The organism is Streptomyces luomodiensis (genome assembly GCF_031679605.1).
GTDB lineage: Bacteria > Actinomycetota > Actinomycetes > Streptomycetales > Streptomycetaceae > Streptomyces > Streptomyces luomodiensis.
Map to the genome: position 1 here is coordinate 162,794 of NZ_CP117522.1, position 19,026 is coordinate 181,819.

At 69.7% G+C, this 19,026-nt stretch carries 16 protein-coding genes and 2 pseudogenes; 8 read left to right on the forward strand and 10 right to left on the reverse strand.

Annotation, left to right across the window (positions count from 1 at the left end; translation table 11 throughout):
* Positions 1 to 80: 80 nt before the first annotated feature.
* From PS467_RS00750 to PS467_RS00760, 4 genes and pseudogenes are all read left to right on the forward strand, one after another.
* On the forward strand, positions 81 to 860 hold the full coding sequence (locus PS467_RS00750) for an enoyl-CoA hydratase family protein (protein ID WP_311033447.1): 780 nt from the start codon (positions 81 to 83) through the stop codon (positions 858 to 860).
* A 102-nt stretch (positions 861 to 962) separates the two neighbouring features.
* On the forward strand, positions 963 to 1,436 hold the full coding sequence (locus tag PS467_RS00755; protein ID WP_311033448.1) for a Zn-ribbon domain-containing OB-fold protein: 474 nt from the start codon (positions 963 to 965) through the stop codon (positions 1,434 to 1,436).
* Between the two features lie 290 nt (positions 1,437 to 1,726).
* Positions 1,727 to 1,810 (forward strand): annotated as a pseudogene (locus tag PS467_RS42310) (serine hydrolase); the annotation flags it as partial.
* Positions 1,811 to 1,985: 175 nt separating this feature from the next.
* Positions 1,986 to 3,293 (forward strand): phytoene desaturase family protein, encoded by a 1,308-nt coding sequence (locus tag PS467_RS00760; protein ID WP_311033449.1) that lies wholly within the window; start codon positions 1,986 to 1,988, stop codon positions 3,291 to 3,293.
* A 569-nt stretch (positions 3,294 to 3,862) separates the two neighbouring features.
* On the opposite strand, the gene PS467_RS00770 is transcribed toward PS467_RS00760, so the two are convergent.
* A complete protein-coding gene (locus tag PS467_RS00770; RefSeq protein ID WP_311033450.1) occupies positions 3,863 to 5,020 on the reverse strand; it encodes a serine hydrolase domain-containing protein in 1,158 nt (385 codons plus the stop codon).
* 95 nt (positions 5,021 to 5,115) lie between these two features.
* On the opposite strand from PS467_RS00770, the gene PS467_RS00775 reads away from it, so the two are divergent.
* Entirely contained in the window at positions 5,116 to 5,748 is a 633-nt protein-coding gene (locus tag PS467_RS00775; protein WP_311033451.1) for a TetR/AcrR family transcriptional regulator, read from the forward strand.
* Positions 5,749 to 6,065: 317 nt separating this feature from the next.
* On the opposite strand, the gene PS467_RS00780 is transcribed toward PS467_RS00775, so the two are convergent.
* Positions 6,066 to 7,016 (reverse strand): alpha/beta fold hydrolase, encoded by a 951-nt coding sequence (locus PS467_RS00780; protein WP_311033452.1) that lies wholly within the window; start codon positions 7,014 to 7,016, stop codon positions 6,066 to 6,068.
* A 226-nt stretch (positions 7,017 to 7,242) separates the two neighbouring features.
* Between PS467_RS00780 and PS467_RS00785 the strand changes: the two genes are divergently transcribed.
* Entirely contained in the window at positions 7,243 to 8,049 is an 807-nt protein-coding gene (locus PS467_RS00785) for an IclR family transcriptional regulator (RefSeq protein ID WP_311033453.1), read from the forward strand.
* Between the two features lie 318 nt (positions 8,050 to 8,367).
* Here PS467_RS00785 and PS467_RS00790 read toward each other — a convergent pair whose 3' ends face one another.
* From PS467_RS00790 to PS467_RS00820, 7 genes and pseudogenes are all read right to left on the reverse strand, one after another.
* Positions 8,368 to 8,859 carry a flavin reductase gene (locus PS467_RS00790; RefSeq protein ID WP_311033454.1) on the reverse strand — a complete coding sequence of 164 codons (492 nt, stop codon included), beginning with the start codon at positions 8,857 to 8,859 and terminating at the stop codon, positions 8,368 to 8,370.
* Between the two features lie 56 nt (positions 8,860 to 8,915).
* Positions 8,916 to 10,094, reverse strand: a complete 1,179-nt coding sequence (locus tag PS467_RS00795; RefSeq protein ID WP_311033455.1) for an acyl-CoA dehydrogenase family protein — start codon at positions 10,092 to 10,094, stop codon at positions 8,916 to 8,918.
* A gap of 96 nt (positions 10,095 to 10,190) precedes the next feature.
* Positions 10,191 to 11,513: a PucR family transcriptional regulator gene (locus tag PS467_RS00800; protein ID WP_311033456.1), complete on the reverse strand. Its 1,323-nt coding sequence runs from the start codon at positions 11,511 to 11,513 to the stop codon at positions 10,191 to 10,193.
* Between the two features lie 248 nt (positions 11,514 to 11,761).
* A pseudogene (locus tag PS467_RS00805) lies at positions 11,762 to 12,187 on the reverse strand (transposase); the annotation flags it as partial.
* A 65-nt stretch (positions 12,188 to 12,252) separates the two neighbouring features.
* Positions 12,253 to 12,837, reverse strand: a complete 585-nt coding sequence (locus PS467_RS00810) for a DinB family protein (RefSeq protein ID WP_311033457.1) — start codon at positions 12,835 to 12,837, stop codon at positions 12,253 to 12,255.
* Positions 12,838 to 13,114: 277 nt separating this feature from the next.
* Positions 13,115 to 14,008 (reverse strand): alpha/beta hydrolase, encoded by an 894-nt coding sequence (locus PS467_RS00815; RefSeq protein WP_311033458.1) that lies wholly within the window; start codon positions 14,006 to 14,008, stop codon positions 13,115 to 13,117.
* Between the two features lie 44 nt (positions 14,009 to 14,052).
* Positions 14,053 to 15,138, reverse strand: a complete 1,086-nt coding sequence (locus PS467_RS00820) for an FAD-dependent oxidoreductase (RefSeq protein WP_349256455.1) — start codon at positions 15,136 to 15,138, stop codon at positions 14,053 to 14,055.
* A gap of 302 nt (positions 15,139 to 15,440) precedes the next feature.
* Between PS467_RS00820 and PS467_RS00825 the strand changes: the two genes are divergently transcribed.
* A complete protein-coding gene (locus tag PS467_RS00825; RefSeq protein WP_311033460.1) occupies positions 15,441 to 16,382 on the forward strand; it encodes a LysR family transcriptional regulator in 942 nt (313 codons plus the stop codon).
* A gap of 57 nt (positions 16,383 to 16,439) precedes the next feature.
* Positions 16,440 to 17,039, forward strand: coding sequence for a TetR/AcrR family transcriptional regulator (locus PS467_RS00830; protein ID WP_311033461.1), 600 nt, complete (start codon positions 16,440 to 16,442; stop codon positions 17,037 to 17,039).
* Positions 17,040 to 17,390: 351 nt separating this feature from the next.
* Here the strand turns inward: PS467_RS00830 and PS467_RS00835 are convergent, their stop codons facing one another.
* The gene (locus PS467_RS00835; RefSeq protein ID WP_432280521.1) at positions 17,391 to 18,920 is read right to left on the reverse strand and encodes a glycosyltransferase family 39 protein; all 1,530 of its coding nucleotides are present in this window, start codon (positions 18,918 to 18,920) and stop codon (positions 17,391 to 17,393) included.
* Between the last annotated feature and the right edge of the window lie 106 nt (positions 18,921 to 19,026).

Below are 19,026 nucleotides of genomic sequence, written 5' to 3' on the forward strand. Positions count from 1 at the left end.
GCGCCCAGAGCGGCCCTGAGCACTCGCACGACCTGTGCCATACACCGTTGCCCGTTTCCCCCGATCACCAAGGAGATGACATGGCTGTAGCGGCCGAACCCCTCGTGAAGCTCACCATTGACGAGGACATCGCCACCATCACGCTCGACTCCCCGGCCAACCGCAACGCCCTGTCCGCGGCGCTCGTCGAGGAGTTGCACGGCTGCCTCACCCAGGCGTCGCACCCCACGATCCGGGCTGTGGTCCTCACCCACACGGGCCCCACCTTCTGCGCGGGCGCAGACCTCAAGGAGGCGGCAGACGGGGGCATGCAACGGGGCACCGAAGCGCTACTGGGCCTGCTGCGCCGCATCGTGGAGTTCCCGGTCCCGGTCATCGCGCATCTGCGGGGCAACGCCCGAGCGGGCGGGATCGGCCTGATCGGAGCGGCCGACATCGCGGTGGCCCCCGCCGGGGTGACCTTCTCCTTTTCCGAAGTACGCCTCGGCCTCGCCCCCGCGATCATTTCCCTGACCGTGCTGCCCCGCATCGACCAGCGTGCGGCGGGACGCTACTTTGTCACCGGGGAGACTTTCGACGGCACCACGGCCGCCCACATGGGCCTGCTGACCTGCGCCGCGCCCGACGCCGCCGGCGTCGACGAGACGGTCGCCCGCCTCGCCGCGGCCCTGCGGTTGTGCTCCCCCCAGGGCCTGCGCGCATCGAAAAGGCTCACCACCGCACGAACGCTCGAGTCCCTCAACCAGCATGGCACCGCAATGGTGACGCTCTCCGCCGAACTGTTCGCCTCCGAGGAAGCCGCGGAGGGAATGCTCGCCTTCCGCGAGCGCCGGCCGCCACACTGGGCGCCACTTCCCTGACCTGACGATCTCGTCGCACGGAGCCCCACGGAGGGCGGCGGAGACGTACGGCCCGCCGCCACCGATCCGCACTGGACACCTACGCTTCCGGAGGTGACGTTCATGTCAACGATGTCCCCCCTTGAGATCTTCGACCTGCTCTCCGCGCCCCTGCTCGCCGACCGGACGACACAGAGCGTCGACGTAGCCCAGCCCGAACAAACCCGGCTCGCCGACCACAGCCGGCGGGACTGCTTCGGCGGACTCAAGGACGGCACCCTCCACTTCCAGCGCTGCCGATGGTGCCGCTCACCCACCTTCCGACGCGTGTTCTGCCCTGCCTGCGGCTCTCCCGATCTGGAGTTGGAGCGCAGTTCAGGCACCGGGACCGTCAGCCGCTCGCTGGTCCGCCGGAACGACGCGCCCCGCAAGCTCTTCACCATCGACATGAGCGAAGGATTCCGGCTGCAGGGCAGCATCGTGGGTGTGGCGCGTCACGCCGTGTGGGTTGGGTCCCGGGTCCGCGTGGTGGCAGACACCGGGACCAACTCCGGGGACCTCACCTTCAAGCTCTGCACAGCCTCTGGCGCCAACTGACAGCCGCTCCGCGACGAGGGGCCCTCGACAGGCCGCTCAACGCTCACCTGCCTTACTGGGCACGTGAGCGTCGGCCGGCATGATGTGGGGCCGGGGCGCGCCGCACCCTGTCACGGCAGGGCCACGGGAAGGCGTCATGCAGGAGCGCTCGTACCGACCATCGCCTCGGTGGGGTCGGCTCACGCAGCCACCCGCAGACGGCGATCTGCACCTCGGACAAGCCCGAACTCGCCGACGAGCTCTCCAAGGACATCAACGCGGCCCTGGACGGCTCCCCCGCCACCACGGCGATCAGCCTCCACGACCGCACCACGAACACCGCCTGCGCCCTGGACGCGGACCGGAGGTTCGACTCCGCGAGCACGGTCAGGGTGACGGTCCTCGCCACACTGCTGTGGGACGCGCAGAAGGACAACCGCGCGCTGACACAGGAGGAGAAGGACCGCGCCACCGCCATGATCACGCAGTCTGACAACGATGTCGCGCCGCTCGCACACCTCGCAGTAGAAGGCGGGCGGCCGGCCACCTCGGCACGACCTCTGCGCGGCCGTGCACCCCCTGGCGGCCGCGTCGGCCTTCTTCCGGGAGTTCGACCTCCCGGCCCGTGGCGTCCCGCTGCTGCGGGCGCCCATCGCCTACGCACACCCCCTGGACGGCGGCAGCGCCGCGTTCGCCCACCACGAGCTCGCCAGAACCTGCGACCGGCTCGGCCCGGACGGGCGCCGCTGGCGGCGGCTGATGGCACCGCTGGTGCGGCACAGCACGGGCGTGACCGACTTCCTGCTGTCCGGCCTGCGGTCCCTGCCACGCGACGTCACCGCCCCGCTGCTGCTCGGCACGCGTGTGCTCGGGCACCTCCTGCGGTCCGACGGGCTGCGCACCGAGGCCGCCCGAGCGCTGCTCACCGGGGTGGCGGCACACGCGGTGAGCCGACTGCCCAGCCCGCCCGCCGGGGCCATCGCGCTGCTGCTCGGACACCTGGCGCACACGACCGGCTGGCCGCTGCCCCAAGGCGGCAGTGTCCGCATCGCCGAGGCTCTGGTCGACGACCTGCGGACGCACGGCGGCACGGTGCACACCGGTCACCGGGTCACCGACCTCGCCGAACTCGACGCCCGGGTGATCATGCTGGACACCACACCCCACGGCCTGCTCTCGCTGGCCGGCGACCGGCTGCCGCCGCGCTACCGCCGCGCGTTGGACCGCTTCCGCTACGGCCCCGGCGCGGCAAAGGCCGACTTCCTGGTCAGCGAGCCCATCCCATGGGCCGACCCGGAGGTGGGACGGGCCGGGACCGTGCACCTGGGAGGCGCCCGCGCCGACATGCTCGCGGCGGAGAACGCGGCGACCCGGGGCGTGGCCACCCAGGAGCCGTTCGTGCTCCTGGTCGACCCCGCCGTCACCGATCCCGGCCGCGCCGCGGGCGGGCGCCGCCCGGTGTGGGCCTACGCGCACCTGCCCAACGGCGATACCCGGGACCTGGTGCCGCTGATCACCCGTCGCATCGAGCGGTACGCGCCGGGCTTCACCGACACGGTGATCGCGGCGCGCGGTGTGCCGGCCGCCGAGTACGAGACGTACAACCCGAACTATCCCGGCGGCGACATCGGTGCGGGAGCCATCACCCTCACCCAGTCCGTATTCCGGCCGGTCCCCGCCTGGAATCCGTACCGCACGCCCCTGCCCGGGGTGTACCTGTGCTCGGCGTCGACGCCCCCCGGCCCCGGTGTGCACGGTATGTGCGGGCACCTCGCGGCCAAAGCCGCCCTGCACCAGGAATTCGGCATCACCACGACCCCGCGCCTGGGCCCCCAGGACACGGCCGGCGCCACCGGACACCCTCGGGGACCGCATTAGGGTGTCTTCAAAGATCATTGGGTGGTGGATCATGGCGGGGTGATACGTCGCCACGGCTCATGGCAGACGGTCTGCACCCGCTTTCGTCGCTACGCCCTGGATGGCGTGTTCACCCGGGCCCTCCAGCAGATCCAGGCCCGCGCGGACGCGGCTGATCCGCGGCGGCCACATCGACACCGCGATGCTCCGCGCCATGCAGGTCTCCGCCCGCGGCGACCTGCGTCGTTCACCTCTAAGGGTTCTGGCTCAGCTTTCGTGCCGAGTGACGCTCCGTTATGGCTCTTCCGCCTGCGGCTGATGCACCCCGAGATCACGATTGTGTGGGCGGACACCGCTTACGCCGGGAAGCTCGTGGACTGGGCGGAACAGCACCATCCAGCACTCCGAGACCTTGATCACTTGGGCAGCCATCACCCTCATGACCAGGCGCCTGGCCCGGAAAGGCGCCACCCCCCGGCTGGTCAAGGAAGCCCGCGCCGGCCAGCTGAGCTCTCCTCCTCCATGTCGCCGATGCGGACGCGCAGCTCGCGCATGCCCTCCAGGGATCGCGATGCCGAAGGCAGCCTGCTCTACCCATGCCTTCCGCAGTAACCCCCCTGGAAGGCAGCCCAGAAGTCCTCGTCGATCCCGGTGTCAGCGAACGAGTTCCAGTTGGTGTGGGCGACGAGTTGGTCGTGCCCGTCGCGGCTGTTGAGGGCGAAGGTCAGGTACCCGAGTGCACTGCCGCCGTGGCCGTACGCACGGCCGCAGCCGGTGGCGTAGACGTAGACACCCAGGCCGTAGGCGACAGCGGGCGGGGCGCTACCGGTTGTGGGGACCGTGTCGGTGAGCATCCGGCGAAGCAGGTCCGGGGACAGGAGGCGGCCTTGCAGCAGGGCCCGGTAGAAGCGTGCGATGTCGGCCGCGGTCGTGACGAGGGCGCCCGATGCACCAGCCTCGGACGGACTGAACGCGGTGACGTCGAACCGGGTGGGGTCCGGCGCGTTCGGCAGCAGGAGCGAAACGTCCGCGTAGCCGTGTACATGGGCTCCGTCGATGGTGGTCTGCGCCAGCGGATATGCAGTGTCGCGCAGCCCGAGGGGCGCGAAGACGCGGCGCTCGAGGTTGGTGCGCAGGTCGCGGTCGGTGACCCGTTCGACGATCAAGTCGAGTAGCAGGTAGTTGGTGTTGGAGTACCGGAATCGGGTGCCGGGAGCCGGGAAGTACCGGGGTTGGGCAAGTCCGATGCTGATCAGCTGGTCGCGGGGCCAGTACTGGTCAAGCCTGCGGAAGTGGGGAAGCAGCCCGTCGATGTAGTCGTACAGCCCACTCGTGTGGTTGAGAAGCTGACGGACAGTGATGGGTGCACCGGACAGTGCGTTGTCGGTGCGGACCTGGTCGGGCAGCAGGCTCTGCACGGTGTCGTCGAGTCGCAACCGGTGCTCGGCCACGAGTTGCAGGACGACCGTTGCGGTGAAGGTTTTCGTGACGCTCCCGGTGCGGAACTTCAGGTCCGGTGCCATCGGCGTGCCGGCGGACCGGTCGGCGACGCCGGCCGCGCCGAAGCGGTCGTCCGAGCCGCGGCGGGCTCGCAGGAAGGCGCCTGGGTTGGGGTTCGGGTCGGCCACCACCTGGTCGACCAGGGCCTGCAGGGCCGGGTCGCGGCGGCTGCCAGCCGTCTGTCCGTCACTGGTTTGGCCCGCGGTGGCCATACCAGGTGGCAGCAGGAGAGCAAGAGCAAGTCCCATATATAACAAGCCAGTTGCGCGTCGTCGGATCATCGCACGGGCCCTCTCCAGTAGCAATATAGACGTACGGTTATAGCACGCGATACCGTCTCCACGTGCCGAGAGTCGCCGACCATGACGCCCGCCACGGGCAGATCACCGACGCCGTCCAACGCCTGATCGTGCGACACGGCCTCACCGCCGTGACCGTCGCGCGGACCGCCGCAGAAGCGGGCATGTCCGTCGGCCTGGTGCAGCACTACTTCACGGCAAAGGACGAGATGCTGCTGGCCACGTTCACCCGCGTCAACGGGCGTTTCACCGCACGAGTGGACGAACTGGTGAACCGAGGGGAGACCGAAGGCCGCACCATCGCCGAGATGCTGCGGCAGGCGCTGACCGAGCTCATACCGCTCGACGACGCCCGCCACGCCGAATTCCTGGTCCGTCGCGCCTTTGCAGACCAGGCCGCACACAACGCCCGCCTTGCCAACGTCCAGAGAGAGACCCTCGTGGGCATCCGCTCACGCGTCGCCCGAGCCATCAACAATGGCAAAGTATGCGGCGAGGTCCCTCAGGGGGTCGACGCGGCTGACCAGGCCCTGCACATCGTCGCGTTCGCCGAAGGACTCGCCCTGCACACGCATATCGACCCCGACGGCACACCGAAACCAGCGATCCTCGCCGCGCTGGACGACCAACTCGGCCGCGTATTTACCGGAACCTGCCGACGCGCCCAGCTCGGTTAGAGATCCGCAACGCGGCCCCCTGGGACACAACGCCGGCATCCTTGCTCGCCCCCTTTCCGCAGCGGGCCGAGTAGGCCGACACCGGACGCGGGGACCGGTGGGCGTGCAGTCGAAGATGTCGCGGAATGTGGCGGCGCCGACAGGGACAACCGCTGGGAAACTCCCAGACGCACCAAGCCGAGCAGGCTACCACCCAGGTCGGCGCCAACCCTGGGGCCGCACAACGCGGTTCGGTATTCGCGACGGCGTCGGCGGCGACATCGGGCTGGTACACGTGCAGCATCAGCCGCCCCGGACGCGCGGCGGCGGTTCCATGGTCAGCTGACCGGCAGCGTAGATGCCCAGTCGCGGAGGAGCTGTGCATACCGGGGCGGATCAAGCTCGTGCATGACATGCGGCGCGTCCGGTGCCGAGTGGTAGTCGACCGTCACCCCAGCCGACCGCATCAACGTGACAGCGTGCGCGGCCTGCTCGTCGGACAGCGCTCCGAGCGGCTCTCCCGTGTCCGGGTCGACGGACCGCGTGTGGTGGGTGACCAGCACGGGCGTCTTGACCTGCCTGAGCATCCGGTCGTGCGGGCAGTTGAGGGCGACGGTCCCCTCGTGGAACGCCCGTGCCCACTCGGGGTCGTACTCCTTGAGGTTTTGCGGCGGCTCCTCCTGCCTCCCGGAAAGCTGCGAGGCGAAGATCCGGACCATCGTGGACGGGGACTTCTTGACGGCCTCGAGGTAGCCGGGCCAGTCGTTGACAGACCATTGGTCGCCGAGGTAGGTGCTGTACAACTGGAACAGCGGTCCAGCGCCCTCCCGGATCGAGTGCCCGATGGCCGGGACCAGTTCGGAGGAGAACAACGGCGCATCCTCCAAGAGCGCGCCCCGGGTCTGGCCGGGCATGGCGTACGCCGACAGCCATGCGGCCAGGACACCGCCCGAGGAGTTGCCCGCGACGATGACCGGGCGCTTGACGACCAGGGCGATGAACCGGACAAGGTCGTTGCCGAAGTTGTCGAGGCTGTACCGCTTGGGCGTCCACGTGCTGCGCCCTTGGCCGCGCAGGTCGACGGCGTATACGTGGAAGTCGGGAGACAGCAGGCTCATCGCCTCCTCGTAGCTCCACCACGACCCGGTCTGCTCGGGGACCAGCAGCAGCGCCGGCTTGTCCGACGATCCGGCCTCGGCGTAGTTCATGGTCACCTCACCGAGGTCGACCCGCTGCTCGGGGTACGCGTGCGGGACGAAGACGTCACGGACCGCGGGGTTGCTCGCCATTGCTCCTCTTTCGTGCGTACGGGCAGATTCCATGGCCCAGCGCTGGGCCAGTGCCATGTAGTAGGTGGTCACGCCGGGGCGGCCGACGGCAGCTGCGCTCAGCACCTCGCCGGGCGCGGCCCCCTGCGGGATTCCCGCGCCATCACCGGTGTGTGGACGTGATCATGTTCGGATGTCACGGCGCTAGGATTCACCCTGTGACTGCCGCCAAGCACTGCCCGTTTCGATGAGTGGTACAGCGGATCACACGCGGCGCTCGGGACGCCCGCCGCAGGGGGAGCCGATCCTTGAACGTGCGTTCAAGGTCCTGGGCGCATTCGCCCACACAGGGGAGAGCCTGCCGCTCAAGACGCTCGCGTCCCGCGCCGACCTTCCCAAGAGCACCACCTCGAGGATCGCCGCGCAGTTGGTCGGCGTGGGGGCTCTCGAACGTCTGGAGAACGGTGAGTTCGTCGTGGGACTGCAGATGCTGGAAATCGCATCGCTCGCTCCCCGCGGCCACGGCCTGCGTGCCGCCGCGCTGCCGTTCATGCAGGACCTGCACCGCGTAACGCGCCAGCACGTCCTTCTCGCCGTTCGCGACGGCCACGAGGCGGTGCTGGTGGAGCGCCTGTCGGCGCACGACGCGGTTGCCGTGAAGTACCGCGTGGGCGGACGGCTCCCGCTGGACACCACGGGGATCGGCATCGCCCTGCTGGCCTATGCGACCGAACGGGTGCGCGAGGACGTACTCGCCGGGGCCGCGGCCCCGGCCCGCGTACGTCAGTTGATGGCCATGACCCGGTCCGAGGGTGTGTGCGCGGCGGCCGTGCCCAACCCAGTGGACACCGGCCCGGCCACGGTGTCGACGGTCGCCGCACCCATCCTCGGCCGCGGCGGCAAGGCGCTGGGTGCGGTCTCGCTGGTCGGAGCGGACGAAGCGGGCACTCAGATCGCTTGTCGCATCGCGCTGCGTACGGCGAGTCTGGCGATCTCGCGAGCACTTGGGACCGCGGTGGCGGGTTCAGGTAAGGGGCCAGGCCAGCAGAGGTAGCCGGGTTCGGCGTCGGGGGCGGTCATCAGCGCGGTGATGTGCTCGGGCCCCGCGGTGGCGATCATGTGCGGCGGCCGGCCGAGCCACCCGCGGAGCGTGTCGCGGGCCGCGGGCCGCGGCGAAGGTCGCCTCGGTGCTACACCCGACGTCCTGCCTGTGATCGTGCCGGCGCTGCGCGAGGGCGTACGCGCCGCCCCCGCCAGCACACTCGTGCCCGTCCCAGCGCTCTTCGCCCCGGGCTGCCTCGTCGAAGTCGACGTCACCGCCGCCCCCCCCTGTCCGCCTGAACCGGCCGGGCGGGGTGGCGGCGGTGGCCCGTCACGAACCCAGCCGGTGAAAATCGCGGTTGTGGTAGACGAGTCCGTCGGCGTCACCCCGCACGTGGATCTCTTCCACACGGATGAAGAGAACGCTGTGCGAACCCATCGGCGTGCGCCCGGACAGAGTGCCGGTCATGGTCACCGGCGCGTCGCGCAGCACCGGCACCGGGTCGGCCGACGCCCAGATGTCCCAGGCGAAGCGCTCGTCCATCGCCACTTTCGTGGCTCCGGAGAAGTGCCGCGCCAGCTCCGCCTGGTCCCCGCCGAGGACGTTCAGCGCGACCCGGCCATTGCTGACGAAGACGTCGTGCATGGCGCTGCTCCGGTTGACGCACGCCAGGACGGTCGGCGGGGAGTCCGTGACCGAGCAGACGGCACTCAGTGTGATTCCGCACCGGCCGCCAGGGCCGTCGGTCGTGAGAATGCTGACAGCCGCCGCCAGGTGTGCCATGGCGTCCCGGAATTCGGCGCGAGTCGCTGTGATCGTCATGTTGTCTCCGCCCCTGTTCAACTCGTTCGGGTTCGTGCTCATGCGGCGTTCGGGCGTCAGATGTTCGTGGCGATGGGCTCGTCGACACCGGTCAGTGCCCGCCCGTAGGCCTCGCGGGCCAACTGCGTGTTGAGGAAACCGTGGCGGCCGGCGGCCTCCAGGTCACGCCAGGCGCGCTGCAGCGGGTTGGCCTCGGCGAACCCGCTCGCGCCGTGGATGTCGAGCAGCCGTGACATCGCCTGCCGGCAGCTCTCCACCGCGGTGGAGACGTCCATGCGCGCGCGGGCCCGCTCCACCAGACTCATGGCGGTGCCCGACGCGACCGCCCCGTCGATCGCGTCGGTCGCGCGGCGGGTGTGCAGCCGGGCGGTGTCCAGGTGCTGCGTCGCCTCGGCCAGCCAGAGCTGGGTCACCACCGCCTCCGGAGCGGAGGGGTACCGGCTGTAGACGATCTTCTTCTTCGCCGCCAACGTCTGGTGCACGACGTCCAGCGCCCCGTGCGTGGCGCCGAGCAGCGGGCCCGCCATCATGGCCGATCCGCCGATCCCGCTCAGGATCTCCTGCTCCGCGGTCCGGGGGCCCTTGGGGGTGATGATCCGTTCGGTCGGTACGAAGACGTCCGAAGCGACGATCGTGTGGCTGCCGCTGCCGCGCATACCGGCGACCCACCAGTCCTCGTCGATGGTCAGGTCACTCATCGGGACGGCGAAGCCGTGCACGGTCGGGCCGCCTTCCTCGACGGTGCCGGTGGCCAGAACCATCGCCCACCGCGCATGTGTGCAGCCCGAGGCGTACCCCCACCGCCCGGTCAGCCGGACTCCTCCGTCGACAGGTTCCACCCGGCCGGCAGTTGGATTGAGCGAACCGCACAGCCAGGCGTCCGGACCCTCGCTGTACAGGAAGGAATTGAGGGCGGGGCTCTTCGGAGTGATGGCGATCTGCCCACTCACTCCCACCACCCAGGCGGTGGAGGCGCAGCCGCGTCCCAGTTCGGCCGTCACCTCGGTCAGCGTCCCGATGCCGTGGCCGTAGCCACCGTACTCGACGGGTACGCACAGTCGCGCGAACCCGGCCTCGGTGATCACCGCGAGGCTCACGTCGCTCAGGTGCCGCCGCTCCTCGGTCTCGGCGGCGTGCTGCCTGAGCAGCGGCACGAGTGCGGCGGCGCGCGCCACGAGCTCTTCGCGTGCGGGCACCGCGCTGGTTTCGTCGTGTCCGACGGCCGTCATCGTCATGATCGCTTCCTTGGATGTCTCGGTCCGGGCTCACGCCCCGATGCGACCGAGTCAAGCCGAGCGACGCGACGGGTCTCTTGTGACGGCGACCAGAGTTCAGTCCGGTCTTTGCGACGGCGGTCCGAACACCTCGACGAAGTTGAGGGCGGCGTGCACCGCCAGCCGGCCCTCCTTCACCGGACGCCCGCGCAGCTGCTCGGCCTTCTTCACCCGGTACAGCACGGTGTTCTTGGCGATATGCAGCCGTTCGGCGACAGCAGAGACGGCACGGTCGTCGTCGAGGTAGGCGCTCAGCGTGCTCCGCAGCTCCGCCATCGCCGGGTCGTCGGCCGCGAGCGGCCCCAGCACCCGGGTCACGAACTCCGCCGCCGCGACCGGGTCGGCGTTCAGGAGAATCGGCAGTTCCAGCCGCTCGTAGTCGTACACGGGCCCCGGAGACCGTCCCACCCGGCCGGCCCGTTCGGCCGCCAGCGCCTGCTCGTGGGAGCGGCGGAAGCCGGCGAGGGCGTATCCGGGACGCCCCAGCGCGACGCGCAGATGTGGCGGGAGCCCCCGGTTCCGCGGCGCGGACTGCCGGTCCGGGCCCGGCGTGGGCGGACCGCTGACCCTGCCTCCCCACGCCCACAACTTGGCCGTGCCGGTGGGTACCAGCAGGACCGAGGAGCATCCGGCGGTCGTCAGCAGCCGCGTCGCGGCCTCGGCGAGTTCATCGGCGCCGCCGGCCACTTCGGTGTCGGACCAGGCGATAAGCGCCAGATGGTGCACGGTCAGATCGTAGGAGAGTCGGCTCATGGCCACGTCGCGGTCGATCTTCCGGCCCGCGAGGATGTCCCGCACCATCTCCTGCCGGGCCGCCGCGGCGCCGGCGAGCCAGCGGTCACGGGTGACGGCAAACTCCTGTGCCATCAGGGCGCTCAGCGCGGCCATCCCCTCGAACAAGTCCGCGGACATCTGCCGCATGACCTCCGACTGACTCTCCGGGGGCAGATGGGCACCGCACCAGTCGAAGAGTCTGCCGAGGAAGTCCGAGTGGAACAGTTGGACGCCCTGGAGCCCCACGTCCACCGACACACCCCTCGGTACGGCTTCCCTGACCAGGGCGGAGACCTCGCTGCGCAGAGCAGCGGGCGGAGTGTGGTCCCCCGACAGGGAGACGACGGCGGACAGAGCCAGGGCCTCGTAGGAACGGCGCGGCCGGAAGTGGACGTACCGGACGTCGGAGAGACCGTGGACGTCTCGTCTGGCCGCCATGGCCTGGCCGGCCTCGATGGCCCACCCCGCCGCGGCGCGGCCGACCCGGGCGACCACCTCGGCGACCAGCATGGGATCGGACACGGCGGAGCCGATCACCGCCTCGTCCTCGGGCCGAAGCCGTACCAGCCATACCCGCTCCCGGTCCCTGATCCCGTCCGTGCTCACCGGGCGCTCCGGCGCATGGGCCGACGGTGACTCATCTTGCTTTCCCGTGTCCCCTCGTTGGCGAAGTAGAGTTCACGGCCAATGCGCAGTGGCCGGCCGCGGGACCGGGTTGACGAGGAGGACATGCGGCTCATTGTAGCGGAAATTAATGAACAACGTTCATTTAAGAGGGTGTCTCACGTGGCACGTTTCGCGAGCTTCTTGTAGCCGGTCAGGGCGGCGGCCAGGCCGAGAAAGGCGAGGACCGCGTGGAGTTTGACGGGTCGGCGCCGCCGTGGTCCAAGGCGGGACGGGACGGCGGGTATGCCGCGGATGAGCGGCTTGAGGGCGAGGCTGTCGTGCATGTTCGCGCCGGACACGGCGACGGCGAGCGGGATGCCCTGGGCATCGGACAGCACGTGCGGCTTGCTGCCCCTTCTTGCCGCGATCGACCGGGTTCGGCCCGGTCAGCGATCCCCCCTTTTGGCGCGAACGGAGGCCGCGTCGACGATCGCCGAGGTCCAGTCCACCTCGCCCCGGGGCCCGAGTTCGTCCAGCACCGCCCGGTGCAGCCGACGCCACAGGCCGGCCTCGGTCCGTACCGTGAAGCGGCGATGCGCGGTGGCGGGCGACGTGCCGAACGTCGGCGGCAAACGGGATGGCCAGCACCCAGAGTTCATCAGGAACCAGACACTTTTCGATAGATCAGCACCCACGACCGGCATCATGCCGCACGAACATCACGTCACGTGAGAAACCTCTAAGCCTTGATTGATGCGGCTGTCCTGGCAGCCTGCTCGATCTTCGCGCAGTGGGCTGTACGGGCTTGCTCGTCGATCTGCTCCTCGTTTTCGGCGCGCACCCCGGTCCGGCCGTCGAGGCCCTCGCGCAGGATATCGGCGTGCCCGGCATGCCGGTTGGACTCGCCGAGGACATGGACCATGATGGCGAACAGGTTGGTGTTGGGATAAGGCTCCGGCCACCACGGCACGTGGCCGGGGGCGTCGAGGGGAAGCTCGTTGATCGTCGCGTCCGAGTGTTCCCACGTGCGCCGGTAGAACCCGATGATCTGCTCGCGGGTCTCGTCCTCGGTCGCCCACAGATCGCTGCCGTTGTAGTCCTGCCACCGGGGCAGCGGTTCCGGGGAAGGGCGGTCGAAGACCTCGCCGAAGTACCTGGCCTCGACGGTGGCCACGTGTTTGACCAGGCCGAGGAGGTTGGTCCCGGTCGCTGTCAAAGGTCGGCGGGCGTCGTATTCGGACAAGCCGTCGAGTTTCCAGAGCAGCGCCTTGCGGTCCCGCCGCAGTCTCCCGTGCAGGTTGTCTTTCGCGAATTCATCGATCATGCGGCACGAGCCTGCCATGGGGTGCTCGTGGGCTCAAGATCCCGTGCGTGGTCCGCAACGACTGGCAGAGCCGAGGCCTGGCCATGGCCGCCGCCCTGACCTGCTACAAGAAGCTCGCGAAACGTGCCACGTGAGACAACCTCTTAGCGTGAGAACTCCGACAGCCGCTGCGAGTAAGGCGGGACGGTCGCCCGGTGGCGGATGGCGGCACGGGGCGGGGCCGCCCGCCCGGCCGTGACGGACCGGGCGGGCGGTGGTGCAGACTGCGGGGCGGGTACTACTCGGCGAGCGTCTCGGCCATCCACTTCGCCGAGCGGGCGATGATCTCGCCGAAGTGGTTGGAGAGGATCTCGTAGTGCTGGCCGGGATACTCGATGAGCTCCTTCGGCTCGGGGATGCGCTCGAACATCTCCCTCGCCTCCTCCACCGGCGCCACGGTGTCCTCGCTGGCGAGGATCATCAGCGTGGGCTGGGTGATGCGCTCGGCGTAGGCGCGGACCTCCATCTCGAAGAGGTGGTCCAGGGTGGAGATGGTGATGGCGTTCTTGAAGCTCGGCAGGCTGTGGATCATGTTCTCGACGAACTCCAGCCCCTCCTCGTCGCTGAACATGACGGGGTCGCCGGGCGCGGGCTCACCGTGCAGCCGGATGGTCCTGGCCGGTTCGCCCTTCGCCTGGGCCTGACGGTCGACGGGGATGAGCGCCTCCAGCTCCGCGAGGGTGTCGGCGGGCTGGAGCTTACGGGCGCTCCAGCCGCTGACCGGCGGGATGATCGCGGAGACGGCCTTGACGCGGGTGTCGGTGGCGGCGACGAACATCGAGTTGGCGCCGCCGATGCTCACGCCCCACAGGCCGATGCGGTCGCCGTCGATGTCGTCGCGCAGGGTCAGTTGGGTGATGACGTGCCGCAGGTCGCGGCACTGCTGCCAGGGGTCGAACATCTGGCGGGGCTCGCCGCCGCTGTATCCGGTGCAGCGGTGGTCGTACGTCAGACAGGCCAGGCCCTGTTCGGCGAAGCCCTGGGCCTGGAACGTCATCGACTCGGCCGGTCCGCCGAGGCCGCCTTGGAGGATGACGACGGGCAGCGGTCCCTCGGCGTCGTCGGGGCGGGTCAGCCAGCCGCGCAGGGTGATGCCGTCAACGGTGAACTCGATGTCCTCGACCACGGGCATGGTGCTCTCCAAAAGTACGTGGGTGTACGGGGGTTGCGGGAGGGTCAGCGGCCTGCGACGGGCACGTCGTCCGGCAGGAAGTCGGCCTGGCTGAAGGAGCGCGGGTCGGCCGAGGCGCGGAAGATCGGCCAGACCTCGGCGCGCATGCCTTCCTCATAGGCGGCGATCTCCCGCAGCAGGTCGCCGTCGCCGTTGGCCGCGCGGTCCAGTGCGCCGGCCAGGGACGCCGCGTCGCGCAGGGCGGTGTTGGCGCCGGAGCCGAAGGAGGGCGGCATCGCGTGGATGGCGTCGCCGAGGAAGGTGACGCGGCCGGTCTCCCAGGCGTCGACGGGCTCCAGGCGCCGTACCGACATGGGCGCGACGGTGGACAGGTCGACGCGCTCGACCAGTTCGACCACGGCGGGGTGCCAGTCGCGGACGGCCTCGCGCATGACGGGGTGCAGTTCCTCGGGGCCAGCGCTCCACAGGTCGGGGATGCCGGCGAGGTAGGGGCTGCCCTCGGTGAAGCCGCAGTGGACCATCATGTACGGCTCGACGTGGTCGATGTCGGCGTCCGGGGCGAGTTCCGCGACGGCCTCGGCGACGGGGCGGCGGGGCTGCCAGGCACCGAAGGAGAAATTCACCCCGTCCGCCGAACTGGCCAGCACGAAGCCGTCGAACAGGGCGTCGGGGAGCATGGCGACCAGGTCGTCGGTGAGCGGGACGCAGGCCGCGATGCTGCGCATGCCCGTGTCGAACGTGGGGATCTCCGGCAGCCGCTGACGGCGGACCGGGGAGTGGAGTCCGTCCGCGGCGACCAGCACGTCACCGGCGGCGGAGGTGCCGTCGGCGAAGAGCAGGCGGATCGCGTCGCCGTCCTCCTCGTAGCCGGTGACCGTGTGGCCGAAGTGGACGATGTCCTCCAGGCCCGTGTGCATGATCTGGCGCAGCGTGCGCCGGTTGACCGCGGTGTGCGGGCGGTCGGGGTCGTTCGGCGGCCCGATGTGCGGGCGCGCGCCCAGCTCCTCGCACTGGCTGTCCAGCATGACGAACACCTCGCGGCGCGGTGTGATCCGCGAGGTCTGCATGTACAGCTCGTACAGGTTCTCCGGGAGGCACTCCTTGAGGGCCCCGCCGCCGGTGGCGTTCATGTGCAGCCGGTATCCGGTCCGCACGATGCCGGGGGCCGCCTCATGGACTGCGCAGCTTATTCCGGCCTTCTTCAATCCTTGCGCCAGACAGAGGCCCCCTATTCCTCCGCCGGCGATGAGAACGTGAAACGAGGACATCGGCGTCCCTGCCCTTCTGGAACTTTCCACGCGTCGATACGGCAGGCGATAGGCGCTGCCGGGAACGCGGAGTCCGGTGCGGCTGTGTCCCCGGACTCGCGGTGCCCTAGTCTTGCCGGGCGGAACTTCATCAGGGAAGCTGAATTCGCTGATGTCCGTTATAGATGAAGCTGATGCGCCGTGACGGCTCCTACGAAGGGGTGGACATGAGCCCGGACCTCAACCTGCTCATCTCCCTGGACGCCCTGCTCCAGGAGCGCAGCGTGACGCGTGCCGCCCAGCGCCTCGGACTCAGCCAGCCGAGCCTGAGCGCCGCACTGGCCCGGCTGCGCCGCCACTTCGACGACGAACTCCTGACCCGCGTGGGCAACTCCTACGAGCTGACCGCCCTGGGCGAGCGCCTCGCCGAGCAGACCTCACTCGCCCTGAGCTGGACGGACCGGGTCTTCCAGACCCGCGCCGACTTCGACCCCGAGGAGTCGGAGCACGAGTTCACCCTCGTCGTGGCCGACTGCCACCTACCGGTCTTCGGCCGGGTCCTGGCCGACCTGGTCCAACGGCAGGCACCTCGGGTGCGCCTGACGTTCCAGCACAGCACCGCCCAGTTCGTGCACCGCGCCTCCGACCAACTCCGTGCCGTGGACGCGATCGTGCTGCCGCAGGGCGTCCTGGTGAACATGCCCATGCTGCAGCTGTACCGGGACCGCTGGGTCTGCGTGATCTCCTCCGACACCGCCGACCGGCCACTGGACCGGGAGGAACTGTCCAGCCGCCCCTGGGTCTTCGCCTACCAGCACCCCTTCTCGGGGCTCTCCACGATGCCGCGCCTGGCCCAGGAGGGCGTACGCATACAGTCCTCGATCACCACGGAGGACTTCCTGTCCGTACCCCACCTGGTGCGCGGCACCGACCGCATCGGCCTGATGCCCGAGCGCGTCGCCCGGCTGCACCCCGCCGGCCAGGGCGTCACCATCGCCGCCCTCCCCTTCGAACTGGGCGACCTGCTGGAATCCCTGTGGTGGCACCCCGCCCACGAACGGGACCCCGCCCACACCTGGCTGCGCCACATGGCCTCGCAGGCGGGACGCATCGTGGAACAGTCCTGAGCCCCGTACCGCCCTGGTTTGCGTACGGGACCGTTTCAATTCATCCAGGAGGCGTCTGTGGCTACGGACGAGGCCGCTGCCCCCGTCAAACGCCCACGGGTCACCGCGGAGCGCGAGCGGGAGGTGCCGACCGCCACCCTCCAGGCGCTCGGCGACACCGGCTACGAGGCGCTGTCCATGGACGACGTGGCCGCGCGTGCCCATTGCAGCAAGGCGACGCTCTACCGGCTCTGGCGCACCAAGGCCGGCCTGGTCTCGGCCGCGGTCCGCAGCAGCGGACCGGTGCGGCCCGCGGAGGTCGACACCGGCAGCCTGCGGGGCGACCTGATCACGGTTGCCGAGCGCCTGGCCCGGCACGCTCCGGAGGACAGCCGGCTCTACGCGGCCCTGAGCCACGCCATCCTCACCGACGACGAGCTGGCCTCCGCCGTACAGACGGCGCTGTTCCGGCCGGACACCGAGCACGTCATGCGGTTCGTCGACCGGGCGGTCGAGCGCGGGGAGCTGACCCACCGGCCCGCGGCGGCCGACTTCCTGCCGCAGACCATGCGGAGCCTGGCCATGAGCCGCCCCGCGCTCGACGGGACCCTGCTCGACCCGGACTACCTCGGCCGGTTCATCGACGACTGGGTGATGCCGGCCCTGCTGCACACCTGACCGGCGGGCCGGCCCCTTCTCCCCTTCTCAGACGGCCACGGCCGCCGCCGGCAAAGCGCGCACCACACGGTCCCCTCGTCGGCCCCGTTCACCTTCACCCGCGCGATGTCGTGTACCTCACCGAGGCCCGGCCAGGTGCCGAGCCGACTGATCGTGTCGGTGATCTCTTCCGTCCATGGTCAGTGGCGGGCGAATCGCAGGCGCCGTTGGCGTGCGGTCGCGAGGAGTCGGGCAGCGCGGAGAACAGCAGCAGCCTCCCGCGGCAGCAACGACCGGCGAGTCGAGGTCCGTGGCTTCCGGGTCGAGACAGCATGACGGCGGTGGTGCCGGCCGGGCCGGCACCAGTCGCAGTCACCTCATCGCCCCACCGCTCGCTCCCGGGCTGTTGGATCCAGGACCGGCCTTCGAAGACGGGTCGTGGTCTCGGACATAGACGGTGACTCGCGCCCCGTTGACATGGGTTGTTCCGTACTCGCGGAAATGGCGCCGCAGAGTGCGTGTTTTCGCTTCCTCCTGCGGGTTGGTCAGCGAGTGCGCACCCGCCGCACGGACCGCGACGATCCGGTCGAATTCCAGCATGCGTGCCGCAATATCCTGGGCGGGAAGCTCGACACCTGCAAGGGTGTTCGACGAAACGGGATCCTGCGCCAGGGCCAGATCTGTCAGAAAACGGGTGTCCTCGGGGTTGGCCGCGGTCAAGATCCGGTGCTGGCCGGAGAGATAGAGCAGCCCGTCGCCGGGACGGCCTTCCCCGCGTACGGCGGCGCCGATGGCGGTGACGTCATTGCTCCGGCTCTGCGGCGTCCTCAGCGACAGGCTCGGCGGGACCAGCGCGGCCAGTACGGCAACCACCGCGATCCACACCTTGCGGGAAGACTGCTGCAACCGGTGGAAGTAATCCATCCAGGTACCCAGCAGCAACGCGATTCCGATATTGCTGTAGAGCACATACCGGTCGACGAAAAGAGGCTTGACCAGTGAGGTGATCAGCAGCAGAAGGCCCGGAAGCACAAGAATCGGCACAGCCAGCGCGGAAAGCCGCACGGGCCCCCTCACCCCCAGGGGCCATCGGGCACACGCCACACCCACGACCGCCACAACCAGGAAATAACGAAGCCGCACCGGTCCGCCGATCCAGGACACCTGCCCCGACTGCCCCGCACTGCGGATCGCCAGTGGCAACAGCCCGGCCACAACGCCCGCGGCGGCCACACTCCACGCCCTCAGCACCGGTCGTGGAACACGGGAGACGACCAGTGTGACGCCGTGTGCGACCAGGGCGAGAACCGCGAACTCATGGAGCAGACAGGCCAGCAGCATGGTGGAGCCATAGACCGCCCACCGCCACCGGGCGCGATGCGGGACGCTGACCACGAGCGCATAGGTGGCCCAGGTGACCAGGGCACAGACCATGGCATACGAGCGGCCTTCCTGCGCGTACTTCTGCACCTGGGGAAGGAGCGGAAACACCAGCCCGGCCAGCAGCCCGGCGCGGGGTCCCGCCAGGCGTAGCCCCAGAAGCCCGACTCCGCTCGCCGCCACGGACATTGCCAGCACAGACGGCAGCCGCAACGTCAGCAGCCCTCCGCCGAAGAGACCGAAGATCTCATGCATCACGGCGTAGTAGAGGGCATGGACCAGATCAATATGCTGGGCGGTGTGCCATATCCGCGAAAGATCGCGGTGCGCGAGCTGATAGGTGACGGACTCGTCCCCCCACATGGTGTTCTTCCTGCGGATACCCCAGAGCCCCAGAGCGATGGTCAGCGACAAGGGCGCGATGACGACAACGGCTCTGGCCGGGCTCGGTGATTGCCGACGGGCAGGTACGGGAGGGGAAACGGTCCTGACCACGGCCGGGGCACGTTCATCAAGGGACATCGGCGACAGGGCCTTTCAGCAGTGGCGAACACACTCCGCCAGCGTGGCCGGACTCCATTGACCCGTTGCTGACCCAACCTGACCGGCCGATCAGGAAGGCGGGCCG